21 protein-coding genes and 1 pseudogene are annotated in these 19,489 nt (G+C 72.0%); 4 read left to right on the top strand and 18 right to left on the bottom strand.

Features of this window, described 5'->3' with window-relative positions:
* Positions 1 to 135: 135 nt before the first annotated feature.
* Positions 136 to 843, bottom strand: a complete 708-nt coding sequence (locus ACIBR0_RS06220; protein ID WP_396712960.1) for a hypothetical protein — start codon at positions 841 to 843, stop codon at positions 136 to 138.
* A gap of 130 nt (positions 844 to 973) precedes the next feature.
* On the opposite strand from ACIBR0_RS06220, the gene ACIBR0_RS06215 reads away from it, so the two are divergent.
* From ACIBR0_RS06215 to ACIBR0_RS06205, 3 genes are all read left to right on the top strand, one after another.
* Positions 974 to 1,405: an OsmC family protein gene (locus ACIBR0_RS06215; RefSeq protein ID WP_357032778.1), complete on the top strand. Its 432-nt coding sequence runs from the start codon at positions 974 to 976 to the stop codon at positions 1,403 to 1,405.
* A 75-nt stretch (positions 1,406 to 1,480) separates the two neighbouring features.
* Positions 1,481 to 1,825, top strand: a complete 345-nt coding sequence (locus ACIBR0_RS06210) for a metallopeptidase family protein (protein WP_357032790.1) — start codon at positions 1,481 to 1,483, stop codon at positions 1,823 to 1,825.
* A 105-nt stretch (positions 1,826 to 1,930) separates the two neighbouring features.
* Positions 1,931 to 2,653, top strand: a complete 723-nt coding sequence (locus tag ACIBR0_RS06205; protein WP_396712959.1) for an AIM24 family protein — start codon at positions 1,931 to 1,933, stop codon at positions 2,651 to 2,653.
* Between the two features lie 42 nt (positions 2,654 to 2,695).
* On the opposite strand, the gene pheA is transcribed toward ACIBR0_RS06205, so the two are convergent.
* The 5 genes from pheA to ACIBR0_RS06180 all read right to left on the bottom strand — a co-directional run bounded on the left by pheA (position 2,696) and on the right by ACIBR0_RS06180 (position 6,185).
* A complete protein-coding gene (pheA, locus tag ACIBR0_RS06200) occupies positions 2,696 to 3,652 on the bottom strand; it encodes a prephenate dehydratase (protein ID WP_396712958.1) in 957 nt (318 codons plus the stop codon).
* A 9-nt stretch (positions 3,653 to 3,661) separates the two neighbouring features.
* Positions 3,662 to 4,255, bottom strand: coding sequence for a hypothetical protein (locus ACIBR0_RS06195; RefSeq protein ID WP_396712957.1), 594 nt, complete (start codon positions 4,253 to 4,255; stop codon positions 3,662 to 3,664).
* Between the two features lie 89 nt (positions 4,256 to 4,344).
* Positions 4,345 to 4,734 (bottom strand): ACT domain-containing protein, encoded by a 390-nt coding sequence (locus tag ACIBR0_RS06190; RefSeq protein WP_396712956.1) that lies wholly within the window; start codon positions 4,732 to 4,734, stop codon positions 4,345 to 4,347.
* Between the two features lie 75 nt (positions 4,735 to 4,809).
* Positions 4,810 to 5,268: a hypothetical protein gene (locus ACIBR0_RS06185; RefSeq protein ID WP_396712955.1), complete on the bottom strand. Its 459-nt coding sequence runs from the start codon at positions 5,266 to 5,268 to the stop codon at positions 4,810 to 4,812.
* Between the two features lie 176 nt (positions 5,269 to 5,444).
* A complete protein-coding gene (locus ACIBR0_RS06180) occupies positions 5,445 to 6,185 on the bottom strand; it encodes a hypothetical protein (protein WP_396712954.1) in 741 nt (246 codons plus the stop codon).
* 208 nt (positions 6,186 to 6,393) lie between these two features.
* Between ACIBR0_RS06180 and ACIBR0_RS06175 the strand changes: the two genes are divergently transcribed.
* Complete coding sequence (locus ACIBR0_RS06175) at positions 6,394 to 7,560, top strand: arginine deiminase (RefSeq protein ID WP_396713254.1); 1,167 nt, start codon at positions 6,394 to 6,396, stop codon at positions 7,558 to 7,560.
* Positions 7,561 to 7,578: 18 nt separating this feature from the next.
* Here ACIBR0_RS06175 and ACIBR0_RS06170 read toward each other — a convergent pair whose 3' ends face one another.
* From ACIBR0_RS06170 to ACIBR0_RS06115, 12 genes and pseudogenes are all read right to left on the bottom strand, one after another.
* Complete coding sequence (locus tag ACIBR0_RS06170; protein ID WP_396712953.1) at positions 7,579 to 8,463, bottom strand: DUF5926 family protein; 885 nt, start codon at positions 8,461 to 8,463, stop codon at positions 7,579 to 7,581.
* A gap of 50 nt (positions 8,464 to 8,513) precedes the next feature.
* Positions 8,514 to 8,930: an ATP-binding protein gene (locus ACIBR0_RS06165; RefSeq protein WP_396712952.1), complete on the bottom strand. Its 417-nt coding sequence runs from the start codon at positions 8,928 to 8,930 to the stop codon at positions 8,514 to 8,516.
* Positions 8,931 to 8,996: 66 nt separating this feature from the next.
* Positions 8,997 to 10,454, bottom strand: a complete 1,458-nt coding sequence (locus ACIBR0_RS06160) for an ATP-binding protein (protein WP_396712951.1) — start codon at positions 10,452 to 10,454, stop codon at positions 8,997 to 8,999.
* A 51-nt stretch (positions 10,455 to 10,505) separates the two neighbouring features.
* Positions 10,506 to 11,297 (bottom strand): glycerophosphodiester phosphodiesterase, encoded by a 792-nt coding sequence (locus ACIBR0_RS06155; protein ID WP_396712950.1) that lies wholly within the window; start codon positions 11,295 to 11,297, stop codon positions 10,506 to 10,508.
* Positions 11,298 to 11,310: 13 nt separating this feature from the next.
* Positions 11,311 to 11,646 (bottom strand): rhodanese-like domain-containing protein, encoded by a 336-nt coding sequence (locus tag ACIBR0_RS06150; RefSeq protein ID WP_396712949.1) that lies wholly within the window; start codon positions 11,644 to 11,646, stop codon positions 11,311 to 11,313.
* A 65-nt stretch (positions 11,647 to 11,711) separates the two neighbouring features.
* Positions 11,712 to 12,650 (bottom strand): LCP family protein, encoded by a 939-nt coding sequence (locus tag ACIBR0_RS06145; RefSeq protein WP_396712948.1) that lies wholly within the window; start codon positions 12,648 to 12,650, stop codon positions 11,712 to 11,714.
* Between the two features lie 187 nt (positions 12,651 to 12,837).
* The gene (locus ACIBR0_RS06140) at positions 12,838 to 14,094 is read right to left on the bottom strand and encodes an LCP family protein (RefSeq protein WP_396712947.1); all 1,257 of its coding nucleotides are present in this window, start codon (positions 14,092 to 14,094) and stop codon (positions 12,838 to 12,840) included.
* A 214-nt stretch (positions 14,095 to 14,308) separates the two neighbouring features.
* Positions 14,309 to 15,535 carry an LCP family protein gene (locus ACIBR0_RS06135; protein ID WP_396712946.1) on the bottom strand — a complete coding sequence of 409 codons (1,227 nt, stop codon included), beginning with the start codon at positions 15,533 to 15,535 and terminating at the stop codon, positions 14,309 to 14,311.
* Positions 15,536 to 15,612: 77 nt separating this feature from the next.
* Entirely contained in the window at positions 15,613 to 16,590 is a 978-nt protein-coding gene (locus ACIBR0_RS06130) for an NAD-dependent epimerase/dehydratase family protein (protein ID WP_396712945.1), read from the bottom strand.
* An 84-nt stretch (positions 16,591 to 16,674) separates the two neighbouring features.
* On the bottom strand, positions 16,675 to 18,348 hold the full coding sequence (locus tag ACIBR0_RS06125; RefSeq protein WP_396712944.1) for a cation acetate symporter: 1,674 nt from the start codon (positions 18,346 to 18,348) through the stop codon (positions 16,675 to 16,677).
* On the bottom strand, positions 18,326 to 18,694 hold the full coding sequence (locus tag ACIBR0_RS06120; protein WP_396712943.1) for a DUF485 domain-containing protein: 369 nt from the start codon (positions 18,692 to 18,694) through the stop codon (positions 18,326 to 18,328). Before ACIBR0_RS06120 ends, ACIBR0_RS06125 begins: the two co-directional genes overlap by 23 nt.
* A gap of 168 nt (positions 18,695 to 18,862) precedes the next feature.
* Positions 18,863 to 19,441, bottom strand: a pseudogene (locus tag ACIBR0_RS06115) (flavin reductase family protein); the annotation flags it as partial.
* Positions 19,442 to 19,489 lie beyond the last annotated feature (48 nt).

Raw genomic sequence — 19,489 nt, 5'->3', positions numbered from 1 at the left:
GGTGCTCGGACCCGGAGTGACGGCGGGCAGCAACCGTACCTCGTGGAACCGGTCGCAACCATGGCTTCCAGGCGAATCGGATACCAACGCCCGGGGCACCTCCGGTGGCCCGCCGGTCAGGGCCGGCGGCGCAGGTCAGGAGGGAGATTCCGGCCGGGCGAAGGGGATCGTGGGCGCGACGGTCAGGTCGGCCGGGGCGGGCAGCTCGGCCTCCGGGTCGTCGGCACTCCAGCGACGTCGACGGGGGGACGCGGTGGTGCCCACCGCCGCGACCGGAGCGTCCGACGGTGTCGGCCAGAGCGCGGCGCCGAGGAGGACGCAGGCGACGAAGGCGGTCACCAGCCCCCGCCCGTACTCGATCGCGAACCCCTCCTGCTCGCCGTAGTACAGGGCGCGCCGGTCGGTGTCACCCAGGTGCGTGGCGGCCGCGGCGAGCAGGGCCAGGAGGGCCACCGCCAGGGCGAGACCGACGATCCGGGCATTCGGCCGTACGGGCGGGGTGCCGCGGAGCGCGAGCGCCACCGCGCAGCTCAGCACCAGCAGTCCGACGAGGTATCCGGTGCCGAAGCCACCCATCTCCGAGACCCCCTCGGGCACCCGGATCAGCTCCCCGTTCGGGCCCGAGTTCGGCAGGGTCAGCACCAGCCACTCGCCGACCAGGGAGGCCAGCGCGGCCGCCGCTCCCAGACCGGCCAGCACGACCGGCAGCCGGCGGTCCCGGGCGACCCCGGCGAGGGACCGCCCGAACCGGCCCCGGGGTTTCCGGTCGGCGCCGCCCCACTCCACGACGGCGGTGCCGTCGGACCGGTCGTCCTGCCGGGGGATGGAGATCTCGTGCGACATCGGTCACCCTTCCGCGTCGGCGGACCCACGCCGAATCATGGCACAGCCGGCACCCGACGGGTCGAACCGCGCAAGCCGGCGGCCACCCGGTCGGTCGCCCGGCGGTTTTCTTTCGACTAGCGTCATCGCCATGCCTATTCGTACCGCTTCCGCACGTTGGCAGGGCAACCTCACCGAGGGGTCCGGCACCGTCCGCACCGGCAAGGGCGGCCTGGAGGGGAACTACTCCTTCAAGTCGCGCTTCGAGGAAGGTGAGGGCACGAACCCGGAGGAGCTGATCGGGGCCGCGCACGCCGGCTGCTTCTCGATGGCGTTCTCCAAGGCGCTCGCCGACGCCGGTTCGACCCCCACCTCGGTGGAGACGACCGCCAAGGTGCACCTGGACAAGACCGACGCCGGCATGACCGTGACCCGCATCGAGCTGGACACCGTCGGCGCGGTGCCCGGCATCGACGAGGCCGAGTTCGCCAAGCTGGCCGAGGCCGCGAAGCAGAACTGCCCGATCTCCCGCCTGCTCTCTCCCGGCGCCGAGATCACCCTGAACGCCCGCCTCGTCTCCTGACACCCGTCCCTCGCCGTTCCGCGCCCGGCCGCCGGCCACGCGGAACGGCGGGGCGGGGACAATGGGGCGGTGGCCGTGGAGATGAGCCGGGAGCGGTTCGAGGACCTCGTGGGTGAGGCGCTCGACGAGGTACCGGAGGAACTGCTCGCCCTGATGAGCAACGTGGTGATCCTCGTCGAGGACGACCCACCCCCGGGCGAGGACCTGCTGGGCCTGTACGAGGGCCACGCCCTCACCGACCGGGGCTGGGACTACTCCGGCGTCCTGCCGGACCGCATCCTCATCTACCGCAACCCGATCCTGCGCATCTGCGACAACGACGACGACGTCATCGACGAGGTCGCGGTGACCGTGGTGCACGAGATCGCCCACCACTTCGGCATCGACGACGAGCGCCTCCACGAGCTGGGCTGGGCCTGAGAGCCGGCGTGGACGGGGCTGAGAGTCCGCTCAGCCGATGGCCGCTGCTTGCGTCCCTGACCTACCGTCGCCGGAGAGGCACCGGCGACTTCAGGAGGCACTTCCATGCGCAGCGAACTCTTCTCCGCCGACAACCTGGAGAAGGAGTCCGCGCAGCCCGGCATGCGGCTGCAGAACTCCAAGATGCTGAAGATCGAACTCAACGGCGAGGCGATGGCCCGGGTCGGCTCGATGGTGGCCTACCAGGGGCAGGTGCAGTTCCAGGCGCTCGGTTCCGGCGGGCTGGGCAAGTTCCTCAAGCAGAAGCTCACCGGCGAGGGCGTACCCCTGATGAAGGTGTCCGGGCGCGGCGACGTCTTCCTCGCCGACTTCGCCAAGGACGTGCACGTCATCGACCTGGAGCCGGGCGACGCCCTCTCCATCAACGGCTCCAGCGTGCTCGCCTTCGACTCCACCCTCCAGTACGACATCCGCATGGTCGGCGGTGCCGGCATGGCGTCGTCGTCCGGGCTGTTCAACTGCGTCTTCAGCGGCCACGGCCGGATCGCCATCACCACCAAGGGCACCCCGGTGGTCCTCAACGTCGACGCACCCACCTACGTCGATCCGCAGGCGGTGGTCTGCTGGTCGGCCAACCTCCAGACCGGCTACCACCGCGCCGAGCAGCTCGGCCTCGGCACGCTGCTCGGCCGGCGTACCGGTGAGCAGTTCACGATGAGCTTCGCCGGTCAGGGCTTCGTGGTCGTCCAGCCCTCCGAGGAGCCCCCGATCATGGGCAGCGGCCAGCAGGAGCAGCAGGGCGGCCTCCTGGGCGGCCTTCTCAGCTGACGCCCCGGCAGGTGTCCCGCCGCACGGCGGGACACCTGCTCCTCAGGTGAGGTCGCCGGCGCGGAGGCGGGCCAGCCAGGCGGAGGCGTCGGCGTAGTCGGCGTCGGACAGGCCCGCCGGGGCGGGGACCGGCCGGTCACCCGTCGCCGGAATCCAACGGTGCCGGGGGTACGACCCGAGGAATCGCACGTCGGCGCAGACACGTCGCAGGCCCTGCAACGCCTCGCCCAGGCGTACGTCGGCGACGTGGCCGCTGCAGTCGAGGAAGAAGACGTACCGGCCGAGCGCCTCGCCGGTCGGTCGCGACTCGATGCGCGTGAGGTTGACGCCCCGGACGGCCAACTCCATCAGCACCGACAGCAGCGCACCCACCCGGTCGTGGGCGATGTAGACGGCGAGCGAGGTCACGTCGTCGCCGGTCGGCGGCGGGGGCGGGCCGGGGCGGGACACCAGCGCGAACCGGGTCACCGCGTCCGGATGGTCGGCGATCTTGTCGGCGAGCAGCTCCAGCCGGTGCCGGCTCGCCCCGATGGGGGCGCAGATCGCGGCGTCGTACTCCCCGGCGGCGGCACCGGCCGCTGCCGCGCCGTTGGAGAGCACGTCGACCACCACCGCGTCCGGCAGGTGCGCGCGCAGCCAGTTCCGGCACTGGGTGGACGCCTGCGGGTGCGCGGCGACCGAGCGGATCCCCTCGGGCGTCGTGCCGGGCCGGGCCGCGAGCACGAACTCCACCGGCAGGATCACCTCACGGGTGATCACCAGGGGCTCCCCCTCGGCCAGCTCGTCCAGGGTCACCCCGACCGCGCCGCCGATCGAGTTCTCCATCGGCACCAGGGCCGCGTCGGCCTCACCGGCCCGTACGCTCTCCAGCGCCTCGCCGACGCTGCGGGCGGGCGTACGGGTGCCCCGCTCGGCGGCGGGCACACGGTGCAGCGCCTGCTCCGCGAAGGTGCCCTCGGGCCCGAGGTAGACGAAGCGGGTCGGCGGCGTTCCGGGCATGCCGTCAGCCTACGCACCCGGGCCGGCGGCCGGGTCGCCGTCGCAGGCCAGGGTCCGGATGGCGGGCGGCCCGGCGGCGCGGACCTCGACGGTGCAGACGTCGGTGCCGGCGGTCACCAGACGCGGTGACCGGGACGGGCCCTCGGTCACCACGTGCAGCTGTTCGTACCCGGTCACGTCGAGCACGGTGTAGTGCCAGTCCCCGGCGCAGAGGGGACCGGTCCGGACCCGGACGGTCGCGTCGCGGGGGAGCAGACCGGCCCGGCCGCGCACCAGCTCGGTGACCCGCTGCCCGGACGGGCCGTCGGCACAGGCCACGGCGGTGAGCCCGGCGGACGGGGTCGGGCTGGTCAGCCCGGTCGCGGGCAGGCCGCCGGGCACCGTCGGGGCGGGCGGCGTGGAGGGTACGCCGGTGGGGCTCGCCGCGGCACTGCCGGACGCCCGAGGGGTCGGTGAGGCGGTCGGCTGCCGCAGCTCGGGAGGGGCGCCACAGCCGCCGGCCGTCGTCACGGCCAGCGCCGCGACGACGGCGAGCCGGACCGGTCGGGCAGGTGGGTGCGGACGCCGGCACGGTGTGGACCGGCGGAACAGGGTGGGCGGCACGGGCCGGTCCTCGGGGAGATATCGGGGAACGTCGCTGCGGCCGGGGGTGGCCGAGCCCATCGTAGGAGGATCGGACGGCGGGGTGAAGGTCAGGTGAGCACGCGGTGCCCGGCGCGCTCCAGCGCGATGACGGCCTCGCTCAGCCGTACGGCGGGAACCAGCAGGTAGTCGGTGTCGTACGTGGAGAAGGCAACCACGCTGACGCGGGCCGCGGCCATCGGATCCACCAGCGACGCCAGGGTGCCGGACACGGCGAGGTCCAGCGGGCCCGACACCCGCAGGCACCGCCAGGAGGTCTCCACCACGGCCTGTTCGGGTGCCCGTTCGGCCGGACAGATCACCGAGATCCCGTCGGCGGTCCAACTGACCGTCACGACGTCGCCGTCGCTCAGGCCGCCCGGGAGGGTGGGCGGCAGGGAGGAGGCGGCCGCCAGGCGGCACACGGCGTACTCCCCCGGCAGCAGAGCGATATCGAGCATGAGGGCACCTTACGGCCTCGGTGAGGGCCCGCCCCAGCTTCGCCGCGTGCGTCGAACGCCACACCGGGTCGCAGGTCAGACCTCGGAGAAGAACGTGAGGGATCCGGCGACCCTCCCGTCGCTGAGCACCGGCGTGGAGATCGCGTCGACGGTCGCGTCGTGGTCGTCCTCCGAGGCTGCCTGGATGCGGAGCAGCCCGCGCGCGAGGCGACCGGAGGTGAGAGCCAGCATCGGGGGGATCTTGTCGATCTCAGCCTCGGTCAGCTCACGGGGGTTGGCGGTGAAGTCGAGCAGCCGCAGGCCCCCGTCCAGCAGCGGAAACCCGACGAGGTCCTCCGGGGCGCCCAGGCAGAGCAGCTCGCAGCCGGAGGCGGAGACCGCCACCACCTTGGTCTCGGCGTCGATGAGGAGGCACGGCTCCTCGGCGCGGGCGACGGTCGTCGACCACTGCCCGAAGTTGTCGGACTCCTGCTCCGTCGATGTCCCTGCCGCCGGCACGAACGCTTCCGAGAGCGAGAGTTCGACGTGGGCCACCGCGCCTCCTATGTACACCGACGGTATGTCCACGCTAGCCGGTCGCGACTGCGGGCCGCAGGCCGCGCTGGACTCGCCGGACCGCCGGTGGTGCCGGGTGCCCGGGCCGAGCGGCCGGCGACGGCGCGACCGACGGGTGCCGACCGCATCCGGGCCGCGTGGCGTCGCGGCTGACGTTACCGCCGGCCGGCCGGCTTGTCAGTGGCCGTTCGGCCCTCCTCGTACCACCGGTAGTCGGCAGCGGGACGGTACGTGCCGTTCATCCACGTGGACGGGTGCTGCGCGACCCGGGAGAGCTTCTCGGCGGTGGCCGGGCTGATCCGGCTGCCTCCGGCCACGAGCAGGCGGTCCAGCTCGCGGTGGGTGGCCATGAGGCAGTCCTTGGGCAGGCCGTACACGCTGATGACGCCGGAGCCGACGAACGTCAGCACCGGCGTCACCGGGATCGGCAGCCCCACGGCCTGGGAGAGGGCCTTGCTGGCCCGCTTGGCGTCCCGCCGGGCCTCGGCCACGTACGGGGGGCGCTTGCCGTTGATCTGGACCACGTCACCGGCCACCAGCACCCGGGTCCGGCCGTGGTCGGCGATGGTGACCGCGAAGAGCCCACTCGGGCCGATGGCGAGGAAGCCGGCCCGGTCGTCCTGGCCGGTCTCCAGCAGGAGGTCGCTCACGTCGGTGCGCGGCCACTCGATCACGTGCCAGGCCGGACCGAGGTGGTCGAGCTGGCCGAGCGCCCGCGCGCCGGCCGCCTCCAACCGCCGTGCGCCCCGTTCGGCCCGCCGCCGGCGCGCCCACTCCAACGGGGACGGACGGACCGGCGCGAGGACCCCGGCGCTCTCCGCGCGGGGGTGTGGCACCGCCACGGGCGGCAGTGCCCGGGCGGACGGTACGGTTCGACGAGCGGGAAAGACAGTCATCGCGACCTCCGGCAAAAGGTCCCTCGAAGTTATCTTCTCACTACCCTACGTTGCTACTCCCCCGGGTCGGCAAGTTGGAGCGCCGGAGTGAGTGCGGATGAATGCCATATTCATCCACAGTTGTTTTACCGGATACCGCCAAACCCTGCCTACGCTGCGAGGCGTGACCCACTACGTGGACAGCGAGGTCGCCCGGCTGGGCACGGTGATGCTGCACCGCCCCGGCCCGGAACTCGCCCGGCTGACCCCGCGCAACAACGACTCGCTCCTCTTCGACGCCATCCCGTGGGTGGGCCGCGCGCAGGAGGAACACGACGCCTTCGCCACCGCCCTGCGCGAGCGCGGCGTCGAGGTCCTCTACCTCGCCACCCTCCTGGCCGAGACGCTCGCCGTCGCGGACGCGCGCGCCGAACTCACCGAGGAGGTGCTCCGCTCACCCCGCCTCGGCGACTCCCTGCGGGCCCGCGTCGCCGACCACCTGACCTACCTGGACCCGGTCGCGTTGGCCGACGTGCTGATCGCCGGGCTCGCCCACGAGGAACTGCGGATCAGCCGGGACCGCCCGGGCGGCCTGGTCTACACCCTGATGGACCGGCACGACTTCGTCATCGACCCGCTGCCGAACCTGCTCTTCACCCGGGACTCCTCGGTGTGGATCGGTGACCGGGTCGGCGTGACCAGCCTCGCCATGCCGGCGCGGCGGCGGGAGACCACGCTGACCGACGCCATCTACCGGCACCATCCCCGCTTCGCCGGCACCGAGTTCGTCTACCACCCGGAACTGGAACACCTGGAGGGCGGCGACGTGCTGCTGCTCGCCCCCGGGGTGCTCGCCGTGGGCGTGGGCGAGCGGACCACCCCGGCCGGCGCGGAGCGCCTCGCCCGACAGGTCTTCGCCGCCGGCCTGGCGCACACCATCCTGGTCGTACCGATCGCGCAGGAGCGGGCGACCATGCACCTGGACACCGTCTGCACCATGGTCGACGTCGACGCCGTGCTGATGTACCCGAACATCGCCAGCACGCTCATGGCGTACACCGTCGTCGCCGGCGCGGACGGCGAGAATCCGCGGGTGGACGGCCCGGCGCCGTTCCTGCGGGCCGCCGCCGACGCGATGGACCTGGACCAGCTCCGGGTGATCGACACGGGCCTCGACCCGGTCACGGCGGAACGCGAGCAGTGGGACGACGGCAACAACACCCTCGCCCTCGCGCCCCGGCTCTGCGTCGGCTACGAACGCAACACCGAGACCAACGCGCAGCTCGAACGCGCCGGCATCGAGGTCATCCCCATCGCCAGCTCGGAGCTGGGCTCGGGCCGGGGCGGCCCGCGCTGCATGTCCTGCCCCCTCGTCCGCGACCCCCTCCGGGGGTGAGGAAGGGGCGCCGCGCGGTCAGCGGAGGGTCAGTTGGCGGCCGAGGAGGCCGTGCCGGGCGCGGCGACCAGCGGCGTCCAGGCCGGTTGCGTCGGCGAGAGCCTCGGCGTACCGCTTGGCGAAGTCGGCGACCGGCTGCTCCCAGTCGGCGGCCGGGACGTCCTCGGGCAGGTCCCAGACGGGGACCAGCCGTCCGTGGGCGCGGAACATGCCGGCGAACTTCGTCCCTTCGCCGAGGGTGAGGGTGCCGGCGACGCTGAGCCGGGCCAGCGCGTCCAGGGCGGCGTCCTCGTCGTCCGGGAGCACCCAGCGCACGTGCGCCTTCTCCGGGACCTGGCACCAGTACGCGGCCCGCGCGGCGGCCAGCCGGACCGTCGGGTAGATCGCCGCGTTCGCCCGCTCCAGGGACGCCTGCACGGTCGGATCGTCGGCCGCGCCCGGGTCGAGCCAGAACTCGAAGCCGTCGTGCATCGTGATCTCCAGCGGCCCGTCCACCAGGATGTCCTGGAGCCGAGGGCCGGGGCCGGGCATCGGCGGTACGGCGACCTGGCCGCCCGGCTCGGTACGCAGCGCGCACAGCAGCGCCTCGGCCAGGTCGCGGGAGACGTCACCGGACTGCTGGTGGCGCTGGAGGCCGATGAAGACCCGACCGTCCGGCTTCGTCATGGCCGGCGCGGCCATCGGGAGCACGGTGGCCAGGACCACCTCGCGGTCGCCGAACTCCTCCACCAGCGCGGGGGCCAGCTTCAGCGGGGCCGAGGCGGCCGGCACAAGCTCGCGCAGGGCGATCCACTCCGGTTCGTCGGCCAACCCCTCGAACGGTCGGGGGACGAAGATGTCGCGCACCTTCTCCCGCTTCGGGGTGGTGTCCGCTGCTCGCTGGCTCTTTCGACGCTTGCTCACGGCGAGACAGCCTAGAGGCCGGGAGCGGGCCGGGTGGGGAGGACCCGCCTTCAGCCGGCGACCACCAGATCCGGACGGGGGCCGGCGACCGGGTCGAACTCGGCCCAGACGCTCTGGCCGAGGCCGTCCCGCTCGACCCCCCAGCGGCTGGCCAGCCCGGAGACGATGTGCAGGCCGCGGCCGTCGGCGGCCTCCGGGTCGGCGGCCCGGATCTTGGGGCCCGCACCGGCGCCGCCGTCGGTCACCCGGAGCAGGATCCGCTGGCCGTCCGGGGACGCCCCCAGTCGCCACGACACCCGGATCACCCCGCCGGGCAGCGGGTCGGCGTGCCGGACCGCGTTGCCGACCAGCTCGGCCAGGACGGCGACCAGGTCGGCCAGTCGGCTCGCCGGGACGATCGGGGCCAGTTCGGCGGCGAGCCGGTGCCGGGCCAGCCGCGCTCCCGTGCCGTGGTGAGGCACCACCACGCACCATGCTCGTTCGGACGCTCGCGTCGACACCTCGCCCCTCCACGCCCCCGTGGCCACCACCGGTCACCCGCGGGGCAGCCGCACCTCTGCGACCGTACCGCCAGCGGCCCTCGGTCGGAGGGATACCCATCCATTCTGTAGTTCAACGATCCGGCGGACGAGGTAGAGACCCAGTCCGGCGCCCGGGTAGCGACGGCGGTCCCCGGACTCGCCCTGCCAGAACCGGTCGAAGGCGCGTTCCACGTGCTCCGGACGGATGCCGATGCCCTGGTCGCTGACCCGGAAGGAGACGGTCTGCCCGTCGCAGGACGCGGTGACGGTGATCGGGGTGTCGGGTGGGGAGTACTTTCCGGCGTTGGTGCTCAGCTCGGTCAGCACGGTGGCCAGGCTCGGCCGGTGACCGAGCGCCTTGGGCAGGTCGGCCGGCAGGTCGACCACCATCCGGTGGCGCAGGTCGGAGGGCAGGTCGGCGATCGCGGCCGCCAGGGCGTCACCGAGGTCGAACGGCGCGGGCGGCTCCTCGCCCGGCCCCGCGCCGGTGGCCGAGGAGAGCAGCCGGTCCACCAGCCGGGCCAGCTCGTTCGCCCGCTGCCCGATGACGCGGGCGGCCTGCCGTCGGTCCGCCTCGGTCAGGGACTCCCAGTGGTCGGTCAGGGTGTCCGCGTACCCCTTGATGACGGTGACGGGCGTCCGCAGCTCGTGGCTGGTCACCGCGACGAAGAGGTCCCGGTCGTGGTCACGGCGCTGCTGGTCGGTGATGTCGCGGAAGGTGACCACCCGCAGGATGCCGGGCCCGGGCAGCTCGCCCGAGGTGATCCGCAGCCAGCGGCCGTCCGGCAGCCGGTGGTCGAGGACCTGCCCGGACGGGGGCAGCGGGAAGGGCAGTGGCTGGTTGAGCGCCTGGGTGGCGGCGATGCCGGTGACCTCGGCGCCGGCCGGGTTCCACAGTCGGACCCGGTTGTCCCGGTCGACGACGGCCAGCCCGTCCGCGAGCGCCGCCACGACCGGCCCGTCGCCGTGCACCGGCAGGCCGCTCTGGTCCCCGTACATGTGGGCGATGCAGGAGGCGAGGTAACCGACCACCCCGTGCTGCCCGGCGTCCGGCTCGGTGCCGCCGGCCGGGTAGAGCGCGTGCAGGCTGCCCACGGTCAGCCCACCGATCTCGGCCCGGGAGACCACCATCGTGACGAGGTCCCGGCCGGCGAGTTCCGCGGCGAGCTTGCCGCGGAGGTGGTCGGTGCGGACCTGCTGGACCCGGTCGCCGGAGAGCAGGCAGACGGTGGCCGGGTCGTCGACCGGCAGCGGCCGGCCGACGGTCCACTCGACGGCGCCGGTCGCGGCGATCACCCGGCCTCCGGTCGGCGCGAACTCGACGAAGGCCATGCCGGCCGCCCCGAGCGCGGACTGGGCGACGCGGAGGAGTTGGTTGAGGACGGGGAGTCCGGTGTCCCCGGAGTTGATCATCTCGATCACCACGGTGTGGCCGGCGACGAGGGCGGGGAAGTCGATACGCTCCGGCATGGGGAGAGTCTGCCCCCTCGCCCGGCTCCCGGACACCCCCGCGGGGGGCGGTCACCGACCGAGACGGGCCAGTGCCATCGCCGGTCGGTCCGTGATGACCCCGTCCACCCCGGCGGCCAGGACCAGGTCCAGGTCCGCCGGGTCGTTGACGGTCCAGACGTACACCTGGTTGCCGGCCGCCCGCAGCGCGGGCACGAGCCCCGGACGGGCCCGGACCAGCGCGATGCCGGGGCCGACGACGCGGGTGCCGAGCGGCAGCCGGCCGGGCCGCAGCCAGCGGGGAAGGACCTCCAGCAACAGCACCGTCGGCAGCGCGGGGGCGAAGGAGCGGATCCGGCGTACGGCCAGCGGGGAGAAGGACATCACCGTGACCTGGACCAGATCGTCCGGCGCGGGCCGGTGGAGGCCGTAGCGGTGCAGCAGTTCGACCAGCCGGCGCTCGACGTGCGCACCGTAGCGCGAGGGGTGCTTGGTCTCGATCAGCAACCGTACCGGCCGGCCGGCGGCGCGGACGGCGTCCAGCAGCCGTTCCAGGGTGAGCAGCCGGGTCCGCGAGTCGTCGAGGACCTCGTCGCCGTCGGCGGGCACGGCGCCGGGGTGCCACGAGCCGAAGTCGAGACTCTCCAGCTCGGCGAGCGTACGCACGCTGACCAGCCCGCGACCGTTGCTGGTGCGGTCCAGCCGGCGGTCGTGCACGCACACGAGGTGCCCGTCCCGGGTCAGCCGGACGTCGCACTCCAACCCGTCCGCCCCCTCGTCGAGGGCGCGCAGGTACGCGGCGAGGGTGTGCTCCGGGAGGTCGTACGACGAGCCGCGGTGTGCGAAGACCAGGGGTCCACACATGCCGTGGGCCGCCTTACAGGACCCGGCCCGGCTGCCCGTCCTGGCCGACCACCGGTCGACCGGCGGCGGCCCACTCACCCATCCCGCCCGCCACGTTGCGCACCTGGTCCCAGCCGTTGCGCATGAGGTAGGTGACGACCTGCGCGGAGCGACCGCCGGAGCGGCAGATGACGGCCACGTCGCGGTCGGCGGGCACCTCGGCCATCCGGGCCGGCAGCTCCATCATCGGCAGGTGGTGGGCCTGCGGGGCGTGGCCGGCGGCCCACTCGTCGTCCTCCCGGACGTCGAGCAGGTAGGTGTCGTCGGCGATCTCGGGCAGGGTCACGGTGGGTACCTGGGGTCCGAACACGGTCACCAAGCCTAGACCCTCCGGCCGGGCCGGTCCGGTCGGCGGCGGATCGTGGCCACGGTTCCTCAGAGCTGGTTGATCCAGCGCGGGTTCGCGCGCGCCCACTCCGGCATCCGGGTGCCCCGGACCGCGGCGAACAGACCGCCGCCGCCGTTCTCCAGCACCACGTAGGAGACCGGACCGATGGTCTGCGGGTAGGACGGCACCCGCACCCCGCGCAGGGCGTGCGAGGGCAGGTCGCGCAGCGCGAGAAGGAGGTCCTCCAGGGGTATGCCGTTGGTGTCCACGGTCAGCGAGTCGCCCACCGCGCGGATGAGCTGGTCGAGCTTGACCGGGTTGGTGGTCAGCGAGGTCCGGCCGGCGCGGTCCAGCATCGCCCGCAGCAGTTGCTGCTGGTGCGTCTGCCGGTCGTAGTCGCCGTTCGGCAGGCCGTAGCGCTGGCGTACGTAGTCGAGGGCCTCACCGCCGTCCATCTGCCGGCAGCCGGGGCTGAAGACCCGGTCGGTGTGGACCGACCGGACCTCGGTGTCGACGCACATGCGGACACCGCCGAGGAGGTCGATGACCTTGCGGAAGCCGGAGAAGTCGACCAGGGCGGCGCCGTCGAAGCGGATCCCGGTCAGCCGGGACAGGGTGGCCGAGAGCAGTTGGGTGCCGCCCATCCCGCCGCCGCCGTGCTCGTACGCGGCATTGATCTTGTCCTGCCCGCCGCCGTAGCCCCTCCGGGCGGGGATGGGGACCAGCAGGTCGCGGGGGACGGAGACCAGGAACGCCTCCCGTCCGCCGGCCGGGACGTGCACGATGAGGATGCTGTCGGCGCGGCGGTCCTCGGCGCTGCCGCTCTGCCAACGGTCGGTCCCGACGAGGAGGTAGTTCAGCGGCCCGTCCGGGTCGGTCCGGTCGCGGCGGGCGCTCGGGTCGAGCAGTTGCTCCTCGACGACCACACGGTCGTACCGGTCCTGGAGCACGCGGAGGCCGACCACTGCGAGACCGGCCAGCAGCACGAGGGTCAGCCCGAGGCCGAGCAGGAACCGGGACCAGCGGGGGCGGGCGCGCGCGACGCCTCCGGTCCGCTCCCGGCCGTCCCGCCCCGACCTGGACGTGGTGCCTCCCTAGCCTGACGTGAACAATCTTCACGCCAGGCTACGGGGCGGTCGCACTCCGTCAGCGGGGTTCCGGGAATTCCCCGCCCTACTTGCGGGTGGAGAGCACCTCGGGGTTGGCGACCACGAAGTCGGCCAACTTGTCCTGCCGGACGGCCCGGAACATCTCGAGGGTCTGCTCGCTGAGGGCTTCCCGGTTGTTCGAGTTGCCGTTGAAGGTGCCGCCGTTGGTGCGCAGCATCGTCAGGTCGCTGCCGCTGACGCCGCGCATCGTAAAGACGAAGTCGGCCACCGGCACACCGCCGGTGTCCAGCATGAACGCTTCGCCGGCCGCCTTGATCAGCCCGTTCAGCTTGATCGGATTGGTCAGGGTGCCGTTCTGGCTGGCCTTCTTGGCCATCGCCTTGATCAGCTGCTGCTGGTTCTGCTGGCGCGCGTAGTCGCCGCCCGTCAGGCCGTAGCGCTGCCGGGAGTAGTCCAGCGCCGCCCAGCCCTCCATCTCCCGGCAGCCCTTCTTGTGCACCACCGGGGTTCGTTCCTTGCCGGTCTTCTTGGCGTCCGCGTTCCACATCGGCTTACCGTCGACGTACGACATGTGGTACGACGTGACCTCCTGGCTGACGCAGATGCGCACCGAGCCCAGGGAGTCGATGATCTTCTTGAAACCGCCGAAGTTGATGATCGCCGCGCCGTCGAAACTGACCCCGGTGAGCTTCTTGATGGTCTGCGCCATCAACTGGGCCCCACCCTCCCAGCCCCCGCCGTTCTTGGCGCCGTGCTGGAAGGCGGCATTGATCTTGTCGACGCCCCCGTTCCAGCCACTCTTGGCGAACGCGGGGATCTCGGCCTCGGTGTCCCGGGGGATCGAGATCAGGTAGGCCTGGTCGTGGGTGGCCGGGATGTGCAGCACGATGATGCTGTCCGCCCGCACGTCGTCGGCGGCCCACGACTGGCGGGCGTCCACACCGAGCAGCAGCATGTCGATCGGGCCCTTGAGGCTCGCGCCGCCCTCGGCGTCGGACTTCCCCGCGTCGCCGAGGAGATTGCCCTGGGCGATGTTGCTGGTGGCCTGACCGATCACCGCCTTGCTGCCGACGATCGCGACGCCGCTGGTCACCATCAGTACGGCGCCGACGATCAGCGTGATGCGAGCCCAGAGCGGATCCCTGCGACGCTTGCGCTTGCACTTCGACGGAGCGTCCGGCGTGCCGCCGGGGGGCCGGCCGTACGCGGTGCCGGTCGGTCTCCCGCCCGGAACGGGCTGGTGGGGGATACCGACGGAGGTTCGGGCGGACGGGCGGGATGGCTCCAGCGCCGGCGGGCGACCGCTGGTCTGAACCGGCATGCTTGCTCCAGTTCGCGTGGTCGGGGGGCGGCACCACTGTACGGACGCTTTTCCGTCCTGGCGAGGTCATCGCGCGGCCAATTCCCGTTGTCCAGCCGTTGTCCCGGCGATCTGGCCGATCGTCCATGTCAATACGACCGATCGGCGGCTGGCGTCCTCGGTCGAGAAGGCCAACCGCCGATCGGTATCGACGTCGGTGCGTGCCGGTGTGGCGTCAGCCGCCGGCGCTGTCCGTCTTCTGGTTGGCCTTCACCCAGTCGGTCATGGTGTCGGCGGCCATCGCCTTGTACATCCCCAGCGCCTTTTCGCGGTCGGAGACCACGACCGACTCGCCGTTGATCGTCTGGCTGCCGTTGTGCGGGCTGGTCACGAAGGTCAGGTTCTCACCGCGCAGATTGCGGAACTGGAGCGCCATGTCGACGAGCGAGAAGCCCTCGTCGACGGTCACCGCCGCGGTCACCGACTTGAGGAACGCGTTCAGCTTCTTCGGGTTGGTCAGCGTGCCGGTGCTCGCCGCCTTGTCCATCAACGCGCGGAGGAACTCCTGCTGGTGCCGCATCCGGTCGAAGTCACCGTTGGGGAACTGCTTGCGCTGCCGGATCCAGTCCAGTGCCTCGGCGCCGTCCATGTGGTTCACGCCCTTGGTGAAGGTCCGGTACGGCTTGTGGATCGAGGTGACCGTCCGCTCCACCTTGAGGTCCACGCCGCCGAGAGCGTCGGTGACCTGCTTGAACCCGGCGAAGTCGATCGCCATCACGTGGTCCATCCGGACGTCGGTGAAGCACTCGACGGTCCGTACGGCCAGCGGCAGGCCACCGAAGGCGAAGGCGGCGTTGACCTTGCCGCGCTGGCCCGAGCCGCACTCGGCGTTCGCGCCCTCCGGGATCGGCACGTAGAGGTCGCGGGGGATGGACACCAGGTAGGCCTCCTGGTGGTTGCTCGGGATGTGCATCACGATGATCGTGTCGGCGCGCCACTGGCTCTTCTGGTCGACCGGTGCGTCCGGATCCCGGGAGTCGGTGCCGACCATCAGGATGTTGAGTGCACCGTCGACGGCCTTGGCCGGGCGTCCGCCGGTGATCTCCGAGAACGGGTCGGTGCGGGCCAGGTCGTTGTTGAGGCCGCGGGCGTAGAACCAGGCGCCGGTCCCACCGAGCAGCGCCAGCACCAGCACCGCCACGCCGGCCACCAGGCCGATCCGGCCCCAGCGTGGACGCGGGCCACGGCGACCGGGACCGCCCGGACCGCCCGGGCCCTCGGGGCCGGACGGTTCGCCGGGGCCACCCGGGCCGCCGCCCTGCGGCGTGTCGTACGACGGGTACCAGCGGGCGTCCGCCGGCCCGGCGCGCCCGGCGTCCCGGCCGGAGCCGGGCACCGACGCGCGCCCGGCGCTGCGGTGCAGGTACGGGAGCGGGACACCGGCTGGCGTGGTCGCTGACATGTAACTCAGGGTACGTAGGTCGGGCCAGTGTCGCCCCGAAGCGGAGCCGGAGTGGGTGGACCGGATCCGGGCGGCGGCTACCCTAGCCGCTCGCGGAAGTACTCGATCGTGCGCCGCAGGCCGTCGGAGGGCGAAACCTCCGGCTCGTATCCGAGCAGCTCACGGGCGAGCGTGAGGTCGGGCCGGCGCATCTCCGGGTCGTCGGCGCTGCGGGTGACGTAGGTCACCTCGGAGCTGCTTCCGGACAGTGACACGATCGTCTCGGCCAGTTGCCGCATGGTCATCTCGTTCTCGGTGCCGCAGTTGATCGGCCCGGTCTCGGTCGAGTCCAGCAGCAGCAGGATCCCCCGGACCAGGTCCGCGACGTAGCAGATCGAGCGGGTCTGGTTGCCGGTGCCGTGCACGGTGATCGGCTCGTTGCGCAGGGCCTGCGAGATGAAGGTCGGGATGGCCCGGCCGTCGTCCGGGCGCATCCGCGGACCGTACGTGTTGAAGATCCGGACGATGGCCGCGTCCAGCCCCCGGCTGCGGTGGTACGCCATGGTGGCGGCCTCGGAGAAGCGCTTCGCCTCGTCGTAGACGGCACGGATGCCGATCGGGTTGACGTTGCCCCAGTACGTCTCGCGCTGCGGGTGCTCCTTCGGGTCCCCGTACGCCTCCGAGGTGGAGGCCATCAGGAACCGGGCACCGTCGGCGGTGGCGCGCTCCAGCAGGTGCAGGGTGCCCACCGAGCCGACGCGCAGGATCTCCACCGGCAGCTTCTCGAAGTCGGTCGGGCTGGCCGGTGACGCCATGTGCAGGATGGCGTCGAACCGCTCGGCTATCGCCGGGTGGTGGGTCGGCAGCCCGTCGGAGATGTCCGCCTCGACCAGGGTGAAGGTCGGCTTGTCCAGCAGGTGGGCGACGTTCTCCTTCGACCCCGTGACGAAGTTGTCCAGCACGACCACGGTGCAGCCGCGGGCGATCAGTACGTCCACGAGGTGCGACGGGACGAAGCCGGCGCCGCCGGTGACGAGGATGCGGTGGCCGGGTCCGAATCGTTCAGCAACCTTCATGGGCGCCAGCCTACCGGTGTAAGGAGGGGCCCCCTGTTAACGCCTGGCGTTGTACAGGGGACCCCTCTTAACAAGCGGTGCGGGTCAGTGCGCGCCGGCTCCGGTCAGGGACCGGACCTCCAGCTCGGCGTACTTGTCGTCGTCACGCTCCTTGGAGATGACCGTCCCGATCCAGCCGCAGAGGAAGCCGAACGGGATGGACAGGATGCCCGGGTTGGACAGCGGGAACCACTGCCAGTCCTGGTCGGGGAACATCGAGTTGGGTGCCCCGGAGACCACCGGGGAGAAGAACACCAGGAGCACCGCGGCGAGCAGGCCGCCGTAGATGGCCCACACCGCGCCGGAGGTGTTGAACCGCTTCCAGAACAGGCTGTAGAGGATCGCCGGCAGGTTGCCCGACGCGGCGACCGCGAAGGCCAGCGCCACCAGGAAGGCGACGTTCAGGTTCTGCGCGAAGATCGACAGCGCGATGGCGACCGCGCCGATGACCAGCGCGGAGATCCGGGCGACCGCCACCTCCTGCCGCTCCGATGCCTGGCCGTTCCGCAGCACGTTGGCGTAGAAGTCGTGGGCCAGGCTGGACGACGACGCCAGCGTCAGGCCGGCCACCACCGCCAGGATGGTGGCGAACGCGACCGCGGCGATGATGGCGAGCAGGGTGGCCCCGCCCAGGTCGCCGCCGAGGAAGTCGATGCCGAGCCGTTCGGCCAACTGTGGTGCGGCGGTGTTGCCGGCCTTGTCCTGGGCGGTGATCGCCTCGCTGCCGACCAGTGCCGCCGCGCCGAAGCCGAGCGCCAGGGTGAGCAGGTAGAACGTGCCGATGATGCCGATCGCCCACAACACGCTCTTGCGGGCGGCCTTCGCCGTCGGGACCGTGTAGAAGCGGATCAGGATGTGCGGCAGGCCGGCGGTCCCGAGCACCAGCGCGATGCCGAGTGACAGCAGGTCCACCTTGTTGTAGAAGGTCTGGGTCGCGTTGCCGGCCACCTCGACGCCGTACCGCAGTCCCGGTTCGAGGAACGCCGACCCCTTGCCGGACGAGGCGGCGGCGTCGCCGAGCAGCGACGACAGGTTGAAGTTGTACTTCGCCAGCACCAGCACCGTCATGATCGTCGCGCCGCCCATGAGCAGGAACGCCTTGACGATCTGCACGTAGGTGGTGCCCTTCATCCCGCCCACGGTGACGTAGATGATCATCAGGGCGCCGACCATGATGATGGTGGCGATCTTCGCGGCGTCCGCGTCCATGCCGAGGAAGGTCGTACCCGGCTTGATGCCCAGCAGCAGCGCGACCAGCGCGCCCGCGCCGACCATCTGGGCCAGCAGGTAGAAGATCGACACGGTGATCGTGGAGACCGCCGCCGCCGTACGCACCGGGCGCTGCCGCATCCGGAACGCCAGCACGTCGGCCATCGTGTAGCGGCCGGAGTTCCGCAGCAGCTCCGCGACCAGCAGCAGTGCCACCAGCCAGGCGACCAGGAAGCCGATCGAGTAGAGGAAGCCGTCGTAGCCGTACAGCGCGATGATGCCGGCGATGCCGAGGAACGAGGCCGCCGACATGTAGTCGCCGCCGATCGCCATGCCGTTCTGGAAGCCGGAGAAGGACCGGCCGCCGGCGTAGAAGTCGGTGGCGGTCTTGGTCTGCCGGCTGGCCCAGATGGTGATGGCCAGGGTCACCGCCACGAAGACCAGGAACAGCGTGATGGTGAGGTTCCGGGCGGTGGTGTCGCCCGCCTCAGCCGCGAGGACCATGCTCATGGGTCACCTCCCCCATCTCCGCGCGGATCCGGTCGGCGACCGGGTCGATCTTCCGGTCGGCGTACCGGGAGTAGAGCCAGGCGATCAGGAACGTGGAGACGAACTGGAGCAGACCGAAGACCAGGGCGACGTTGATGTTGCCGACCAGCTTCGTGCCCATGAAGTCCCGCGCGTACGCGGACAGGATCACGTAGAGCGCGTACCACAGGAAGAACGCAACGGTCATCGGGAAGATGAAGCCGCGTAGCGCGCGCCGCAACCCGGCGAACTCGTCGGACCGCTGGACGGCGACGTACCGCTCCGCCGCTGACGCGGCGGGTGTGGCCGGGGGTGTGTCCGTGGACATCTGTGGATCACCACCTTCACAGGCATCGGGGAGTTTCGCGCACGGTAGAAAGCGCGCTCCCCGCCAGGGAAGGCCGAGATCGGCGTCGGTCGACGGCTGCGCCGAACGGCAGCATGGCTGCGCCGAGTGACCTGGGTCACTCCGGTGAACGGTACGGTCGGCGGCGGCTCAGGTCAGCTCGCGGTACCGGCCCCGGTAGTGCAGCAGGGGATCCGTCTCCTCGACCAGCTCGACGGCCTCGACGGTGGCCTCGACCAGCAGCGCCCACCCGTACTCCCGGGCCGTGTCGAGCCGGCACCCCGCCCACCCGCCGGCGTCGGTCGGCACCGGGCCGTAGGGTGTCTCGGTCCACGCGCCGGCCGCGAAGAGCCCGCCGGGGGACGGGAAGAGACCGGCGAACCGGTCGGCCAACTGGCGGTGTGCCGGGCTGAGCGGCGCCACCGCGAACCGGCCCGCCTCGTCGACCGCCGCCCACAGGTCCGACTCCGCGTCGATCAGGCCGAGGAGGCGGTCCGGCTCACCCTCCGCGACCAGCGTCGAGGACACCGTCAGGCCCGCCGGTCCGGGCGCCGTCCAGAGGGTCACCGGCGACGCCAGTCGGCCACGAAGCCGGCGTACGGGGGAACGCTGGTCGGCGGGTACGGCGAACGGGTCGGTGTGGTGGATCTCGGCACCCGGCTCTGGATTCACGTGAAACATTGTGCCGTCCCTCGACCCGGCCCAGTCGAGGAAGCGCTCCTGTAGCCCGGCGGTGGCAGGTGGACACGTGGCGCGCCTTCATCGCCTCGCCCCGCA

It is taken from the genome of Micromonospora sp. NPDC049497, from assembly GCF_044465805.1.
GTDB lineage: Bacteria > Actinomycetota > Actinomycetes > Mycobacteriales > Micromonosporaceae > Micromonospora.
Note: the sequence above shows the minus strand (reverse complement) of the source record. Positions and strands in the feature narration are given on the sequence as shown.